This window comes from Pseudoalteromonas sp. NBT06-2, from assembly GCF_002276045.1.
Classification (GTDB): Bacteria; Pseudomonadota; Gammaproteobacteria; order Enterobacterales; family Alteromonadaceae; genus Pseudoalteromonas.
In genome coordinates this window covers 1-1,115 of sequence record NZ_NQMR01000192.1, presented here as the reverse complement: position 1 = coordinate 1,115, position 1,115 = coordinate 1, and the positions used below count along the sequence as shown (strand labels likewise).

Annotated in this window: 2 protein-coding genes; both read right to left on the bottom strand. The window is 41.4% G+C overall.

Annotated elements, in window-relative coordinates; all coding sequences use genetic code 11:
* Window positions 1-38: 38 nt before the first annotated feature.
* Window positions 39-938, bottom strand: a complete 900-nt coding sequence (locus CJF42_RS23460; RefSeq protein WP_095368978.1) for a hypothetical protein — start codon at window positions 936-938, stop codon at window positions 39-41.
* The coding region (locus CJF42_RS27780; RefSeq protein WP_170940731.1) for a hypothetical protein at window positions 935-1,115 on the bottom strand (181 nt) is incomplete at its 5' end. The genes CJF42_RS27780 and CJF42_RS23460, both read right to left, overlap by 4 nt.

The window sequence follows — 1,115 nt, the reverse complement described above, 5'->3', positions numbered from 1 at the left end:
CTTAGTTAAACATGTTAATCTCATGATATTACTCCTTATTATTCAAACACAAAGCTCAGTTCATCATTGCCTGCACCACTGGGTATGAGCTTACTGTCAAACTCATAACCCGTTAATTCAGAGCTTAAACTGGCATATTTAGGTTGTGGCATTTGAAAACGACCTAACACCGTGACTTTTTTACCTGCAGCAGTACCGTGACTAAATTCAAAGTTTTGTATTTGGCCAACATCGTCAAAGGGGTTAAAAGCAGTTAACGCATCTGCAGTTAAAGTGATATTGGCGCTTGATTCATGACCTGCAATTATGATCTCTTCATAGTTAATTGCCCGATCGAATACCACATTGTTACCCATATCAATGGTGAGTTTGTGCAAAGTGCGCTTGGTATTGTTCAGTTTAAAGTCAGAGTTTGAAGCAACACCCAAAATCTCTGGACGTTTCCAGCGGGTCCAATCAACAGCGGGCGCAGCAGCAGAATTAACAGGTGGACTAAACAATCCTTTAAACTGCCAATTAAGTTTTGGAATACCTTTTTCAAGTGACAAACTCACCGTACCGAGCATTTCACTTATTTGATGTGTATTTTTACCAAAGCGCATCAAGCAAACCGCTTTCGTGGGGGCACCTCTTGTGTAAGTAACACTTGAGCTGTCTTGAACTTGCACCATGCCACAGGCCAACATTAAAGGTGCAAAAGCCGGGAGCGTGCCCGCAGTTCCGCTCACTGCAAGCGGTGTTTTAAAGTTTAAACTAATATGTTCACCATAAAACACTTCAAGGCTTGCACCGGAGTAGGCTGTTTCAAGTTCATCTTTGTCAGATTCACTTTCAATATTAAACTCAACATCACTGGCATAAATCGCATGCGCCCCCGATAAAGTGGTACCAAGGCTATCAGCCAATATCATTTTGTCTTTAAAGCGCCAACTGCTCATGACTTATCCTCTTGCTTTGTGTTTTGTTTGGGTGCTTGGTTAGCAATTTGCTTAAGTAATTGATTGTCTTTTATTGCAAAAGCGCCCGATAATTCAGGCTCTTTCATTTGCGCGGTTTTAATTAAGCACTGAGCTTGTTGGGCTTTTCGTGCAGCACTGGAGTTTTCATTTTCCTTT

Bases quoted from the DNA above. Each gene is read 5' to 3' on its own strand.
- CJF42_RS23460 (WP_095368978.1), bottom strand. From the start codon at position 938: ATGAGCAGTTGGCGCTTTAAAGACAAAATGATATTGGCTGATAGCCTT.